The 6,053-nt window shown below is 60.1% G+C and carries 4 protein-coding genes and 2 pseudogenes; 1 reads left to right on the top strand and 5 read right to left on the bottom strand.

The window, feature by feature from the left end:
* The 5 genes and pseudogenes from B3849_RS13210 to B3849_RS13190 form a co-directional block, all read right to left on the bottom strand.
* Nucleotides 1-368 (bottom strand): annotated as a pseudogene (locus B3849_RS13210) (acyl-CoA dehydrogenase family protein); the annotation flags it as partial.
* 26 nt (nt 369-394) lie between these two features.
* Nucleotides 395-1,174 carry an enoyl-CoA hydratase-related protein gene (locus B3849_RS13205; protein WP_278425712.1) on the bottom strand — a complete coding sequence of 260 codons (780 nt, stop codon included), beginning with the start codon at nt 1,172-1,174 and terminating at the stop codon, nt 395-397.
* Nucleotides 1,171-2,463 (bottom strand): 3-hydroxyacyl-CoA dehydrogenase, encoded by a 1,293-nt coding sequence (locus B3849_RS13200; RefSeq protein WP_132997976.1) that lies wholly within the window; start codon nt 2,461-2,463, stop codon nt 1,171-1,173. Before B3849_RS13200 ends, B3849_RS13205 begins: the two co-directional genes overlap by 4 nt.
* 33 nt (nt 2,464-2,496) lie before the next feature.
* Nucleotides 2,497-4,188 carry a class I adenylate-forming enzyme family protein gene (locus B3849_RS13195; RefSeq protein ID WP_278425711.1) on the bottom strand — a complete coding sequence of 564 codons (1,692 nt, stop codon included), beginning with the start codon at nt 4,186-4,188 and terminating at the stop codon, nt 2,497-2,499.
* A 377-nt stretch (nt 4,189-4,565) separates the two neighbouring features.
* Complete coding sequence (locus B3849_RS13190; protein ID WP_005848879.1) at nt 4,566-5,756, bottom strand: amidohydrolase family protein; 1,191 nt, start codon at nt 5,754-5,756, stop codon at nt 4,566-4,568.
* Between the two features lie 133 nt (nt 5,757-5,889).
* On the opposite strand from B3849_RS13190, the pseudogene B3849_RS13185 reads away from it, so the two are divergent.
* Nucleotides 5,890-6,053: pseudogene (locus B3849_RS13185) on the top strand (ferredoxin--NADP reductase); the annotation flags it as partial.

Here is a 6,053-nt window from a genome sequence, read left to right as displayed (position 1 = left end):
AGCACTTCCATGTTGCCGGTGTCGGGCGCGGAACAGTTCAGCGATTCAGAGGCCAGCGGGCTTTTGCCAAGCTCGGCCGCGATATAGGCGTAATCGAGGTTCGACAGACCTTCACCGGTTTCGGCATTGGGCAAAAAGAAATTCCACAACCCATTTTCACGGGCCTTTTTCTTGGCGGTTTCCAGCAGCTCCAACTGGCCGGGCGCGTGTGACCAGCGGTCGGCACGACCTTCGCCAAGGCGGAAATACTCGTCGGTGATCGGATCGACATTTTCGCGGATGTGTTTGATGACGGCGGCCAACAGCGGCTTGGCCTTCTCGGACATCTCGAGATTATTCATTCCGGCCATAGCTTCGTTATGTGACATAGAGTGCCTCCTGGCAGTTGGTTCGATTATTTATTGACCCAGTTGGGTTTGCGTTTTTCGACAAAGGCGTTCACGCCTTCCTTGAAATCTTCGGTTTTGCTGAGGTCCGCGATCACCTCGCGCGAATAGGCGATGCTGTCTTGCATCCCGTCGCGCTTGTACATGTCGTTCAGGACGCGTTTCGTGGCCTTGACCGCCGACGGCGACACGGCGCACAGCTCTTCGGCCTTTTCCATCGCTTTCGCCATCAGCTGGTCGGCAGGGTAGACCGCGTTGACGCAGCCCATCGACAGCGCCTCATCGGCCATGATGGTGCGGCCGGTGAACATCATCTCTTGCGCGGCAAGCCGTCCGATATAGCGCGACAGGCGCTGCACGCCGGAAGCCGCGGCGAAGAAGCCGACCTTGACCTCGGGCAGGGCGAATTTCGCCTGATCGGAGGCGAGGATAATGTCGCACGACAGCGCGGTTTCAAATCCGCCGCCCATGGCGAAACCGTTGACGGCTGCGACGATGGGCTTTTCCAGATCAAAACGCGAGGACAGACCGGCAAAGCCGCTGGCGGGCATTGTCGCCTTTGACCCGCCCGCAGCCGTGGCTTTCAGGTCGTTCCCCGCGGAGAACGCCTTGTCCCCCGCGCCAGTCAGAACCGCGACCCAAAGATCCTGATCCGCTGCAAAAGCGCCCCAGCAATCGGCCATTTCATTATGCATGTCGACGTGCACGGCATTGTACACCTCGGGGCGGTTCATGGTCACAACAAGGATGTGACCCTTCTTTTCGGTGGTGATATATTGATAGCTCATACCTTCAGCCCTCCGGTGTCAATTTCAGTGAATTTCCCGCCATTCTTGGCCAGGTCGCGCAGCAGCTCAGCGGGCGCGAATTCGGGGTCTTCGGCGCCCAGCTTTTCCATCACGTCCAGCACGGCCTGCGCACCGACCATATCGCCATAGAACATCGGGCCGCCCTTATCGGCGGGCCAGCCATAGCCGTTCAGCCAGACCACATCGATGTCAGAGGGACGCTGCGCCTTGTTTTCCTCAAGGATTTTGACCGCTTCGTTGATCATCGGGTAGATGCAGATCTCGATGATCTCTTCCTGCGACATCTGGTTGGCCTCGGCACCGGTGATGTCCTTGATCACACCGGCAACCACATCCGACGGGATCGGGCGGCGGGATTCATCATAGTCGTAGAAACCCGCTTGGGTCTTCTGGCCGCGACGGTCCATTTCACACAGCGCATCGCGGATCGGGTTTTCGGTCTTGGCCCCTTTGGACCAGCCGATATCCAGACCGGCCAGATCGGACATCTGGAACGGCCCCATCTTGAAGCCAAAGGCGTTCAGCGCGGCGTCCACATCCCACGGCATCAAGCCCTGTTGCAGCAGCTTGTTGGCCTGTTTCTGGCGCGCGAACAAAATGCGGTTGCCGACAAAACCGGGGCAAACGCCGACGAGTACAGCGATCTTGTTGATCTTGGCTGCCAGATCCATCGAGGTCGCGACCACATCATCGGCAGTATGTTTCGCGCGCACGATTTCGAGCAGTTTCATCACGTTGGCAGGCGAGAAAAAGTGTAGCCCGATTACGTCTTCGGGGCGCTTGGTCATCGCCGCGATTTCGTCGATGTTCAACGCCGAGGTGTTCGTCGCAAGGATCGCGCCCGGTTTCATCACGCGGTCCAGCTCGGTGAAAATCTTGCGCTTCAGCTCCATGTCTTCGAACACGGCTTCGATCACCAGATCACACTCGGCCAAGGCCGCCAGTTCCAGCTTGCCGTCAAAGCGATCCATCCGCGCTTCGACTTCTTCTTGCGGGAAACGGCCCTTGTCGGCGCTGCGCTGGTAGTTGCCGCGCACGACCTTCAACCCGCGGTCCAGCGCTTCTTGCGTAGTCTCGACGATGGTGACGGGGATGCCCGCGGTGGCAAAGTTCATCGCGATGCCGCCGCCCATCGTACCCGCGCCGATGATGCCTACGGATTTGATCTCGCGCTGTTTGGTGTTGGCGGGCAGGTCAGGGACCTCCCATGCGGCTTTGCCGGCAGCACCGATATAGGCACCAATTTCTGCGTCGGTTGGGGTGTTCATAGTCTTCCTTTCTTCCGGCCCGGTTGGTGGGCCTTATGTGTCCAGACAGGCCGCGCGGATCGCACGGCGGTCAATCTTGTCGGTGGCACCACGGGTCAAAGGACCGTCCTGGCACCACAGTTTTTCGGGTATCTTGAATTTGGCCAGCCGCCCGTCGAGGTGCGCCGCCATATCGGCTTGCGTCAAAGGCTTGCCATCGCGGGTCTGTACAGAGGCCCCGACGACTTCGCCCAAGCGCGGGTCCGGTACGGAAAACGCGCAAGCCTCGATCACATCGGGATGCGTGTGCAGCGCGCCCTCGACATCCAGACACGCGATGTTTTCGCCGCCCCGGATGATGATGTTCTTCTTGCGATCAAGGATGGTGATATAGCCTTCGGCGTCGATCACACCCAGATCACCGGTGCGCAGCCAGCCGTCTTGCATCGTCTCTTCGGTGGCTTCCGGCTTGTTGAGGTAGCAGCGCATATTGGCGGGGCTTTTGACGGTAATCTCGCCCAATTCGCCCTGCGGGACATCGTTGCCCTTGTCATCCAGAAAGCGGATGTCTTGCAGCGGCGGATGCAGCTTGCCCGCGGCGTCGGGACGTTTGTTGTATTCCTCGCCCACCATGCCGATGCCAAGCGCGTTCGTCTCGGTCATTCCCCAGCCTGTCGCGATATCGGCGGCGGGGAACTGGTTTTTCAACTGCGCGACCTGCGCCGCAGGGCGTTTCGCCCCGCCTGCGCCAAGCCAGGTGAGCGTCGGCAGGGTTTCCCCCATACGCTTTGCGGCTTCCAGCAGGTCGGCAGATTGCGTCGGCACGCCGAGAAAACGGGTCACGCCCTCGCGGTTGATCACGCGCACCGCTTCTTCCGCGTCCCACTTGTGCAACAAGGAAATCTTGGCACCAGCGGGCAGGCTAAGCAGAAACAGCGGATGCGTCGCGGTGACGTGGAACAGCGGCGTGACGATCAACCCCGACGGGCGCGGCGCGGGCGGTGCGCCGGGTTCAGGGGGGGTGACCAGCGGCGCGGCGACGGCTTGTAACAGCCAGCTGAACACCGCGCTAAGCGCGCCACGGTGGGTCTGCACCACCCCTTTCGGCTTGCCCGTCGTGCCAGAGGAATACATCACCGCAAAGTCATCGTCCGTGTCCAGATCGACCCCTTCGGGCGGCGTTTCGGCCATGCCCTGCATCAGCACCGACAGCTTGTGCGGGCCCATTTCCTCTGCATCGCGCACGCCGATGAGACGCAGGCCCAGATCATCCTCGAGCGGTTTCATCCGTTCAAAACGGGGGCCATCGGCAAAGACCGTCTTGGCCCCGCTGTCTTGCAACGCATAGTCAAGCTCTTCGGTGGTCCACCACGCATTGACGAACACCACCACAGCACCCGCTGACGCGACCGCCAGCGTGAGCATCAGCAGTTCGGGATAGTTGCGCATCGCGATGCCGACACGGTCGCCGGTCTTGATCCCCAGCGTGTCGCGCAGCCCGTTGGCAATGCGGTTCACATCGGCGGTGAACGCATCATAGGTCCAGCGTTCATCCTGATAGACCAGAAACTCTGCCGCGCCATTGCCCTGGATTTCGCGGCTCGCCTGGATCAGCCCGCCCAGGGTTTTCGGGATATTCTTGAATGTTTTATAGGTGACGCCACGGATATTACTTTCGGTTACTTCGAACGTCGGGTTCGTTGAAACCACGTGGCGAATGGCTTCTTCGGGGGTCATTGCGGTCATATGCACCCGCCCGCAGACAGCATAGATACAGATAGTGTGGCCATTTCGTCCTCCCTTATCGAGCCTGTTGCCGGACACTCCTCCACGATTGTCCGCGACTCTGATTTCTGCAGCCTAAGCGCTAAAATTCAAACTGCCAATACCGCATGATGGAACGATGTTCCGCAATCTGACGTTTGACAGGATTTTACGCGCACCAAGGCCCTCCGCACGTGCGGCCCCATATCTCGGCGAAAATTGACCATGAATATAAAGGTAAGGAAAGCCCTACTTTCCCCGAAACCGGGGAAAGCGGCCAACGGCACCTGCGATGTCATTGAAACATCGCGTCACTTGCGGGGCGGCAGATCCCCCGCCGCAGCCGCTTGTGCCGGCGTTCAGGCGCCGACGGTGCCGCAAATCAGCTCGGGGAGCCGCGTGGCAGGGGGCGTATTCCGGCTGCGCAGGCTGCGTACCACGCCATCAATCACCGTCATGCCAACACCGGGGAGATTTCCCAGTTGCACCGATTCAAGCATATTTTTGCCGGGCGCATGCTGCGCCTGATCCATCAGGACGAAATCGGCGCATTTGCCGACCTCGATCAATCCGGTGTCCAGCTTGCGTTGCCGTGCGGTGTTGCCGTTGGCAAAGCAAAAGGCGACCTCGGCAGGTACATCGCCAAGCGACGACAGCATCGCAACCATGCGCATGATCCCCAAAGGCTGCACGCCAGATCCCGCCGGACCGTCGGTGCCAAGGATCAACTGATCAAGCTTGCCCAACTCGCGCGCTGTGTTCAGCGTCAGCAAGGCGGCGCGTTCGTTCCCGTTGTGCACGATTTCAAGCGCAGCCTTGCAGCCTTCGCACAGGCAGATGATCTGATCGTCGGGCAGGGCAGAATGCCCGCCGTTGATATGCCCGACCACATCCGTTCCGGTTTCAAGCACCATATCCGCATCGATCAACCCTGATCCGGGGATCGACGGGCCGCCGGTGTGGATCGTGCTTTGCATGCCGTACTTGCGTGCCCATCCGACCATCTGCGCGGCGGTCTTGCCGTCCTTGACCGTGCCCAGTCCGACCTCGCCCAGCAGGGTCACGCCAGCCTTGGCCATCTCGGCAAAGTCTTCTTCGACCATGCCCTGTTCAATCACCGGCGCACCCGCGTGGACCTTCACGCCCGAGGGGCGGAAGTTTTCGTACCAACGCTGCGACGCGATCGCCATCGCCTTGAGGCCGACGATATCCTTAGGGCGCCCCGGCATATGCACTTCGCCGGCAGAGATCAGCGTGGTCACCCCGCCGTGCAACGTTGAATCGATCCACCCCAACTGCTGCTGGCGCGGGGTATAGTCGCCCACCACCGGGTGCACATGGCTGTCGATCAACCCCGGTGCCAGCGTCGCGCCATGGGCGTCGACTTCTGTCGTGGCCCCGTCGCAATCCATATCCTTGGCATAGCCCCATTCCGTTATCTTTCCGTCCATCGCGATCAGGCAATCCCCGTCGGCAATGGGGTCTTCCATCTTTCCGGTCAGGATCATCCCGATGTTCCGGATCACGAGTTTTGCAGAGGTGTCTGACATGGGGCACGCCTTTCAAGCAGCATCAGTTTCATTTGAACGCTAACAGAAAAATGCGGCCGATCAAGATGAAACACTTGACAGATAATCATTCGCATACAAACAATAATACATCCGCAGCCGATAAGGACTTTCCATGGACGCCGCTTCTCTCTCTCGCCCCAGCTTCCCGATCCCCGCCGGGGTCTTTGCCGAAACGGTGACGCAGGTGCAGCATTATACCGACAGCCTGTTCCGCTTCCGCATCACCCGCGACCCGTCCTTCCGCTTCCGGTCGGGGGAGTTCGTGATGATCGGGCT

Source organism: Sulfitobacter sp. UBA4523 (assembly GCF_002388305.1).
Classification (GTDB): Bacteria; Pseudomonadota; Alphaproteobacteria; order Rhodobacterales; family Rhodobacteraceae; genus Sulfitobacter; species Sulfitobacter pontiacus.
Note: the sequence above shows the minus strand (reverse complement) of the source record. Positions and strands in the feature narration are given on the sequence as shown.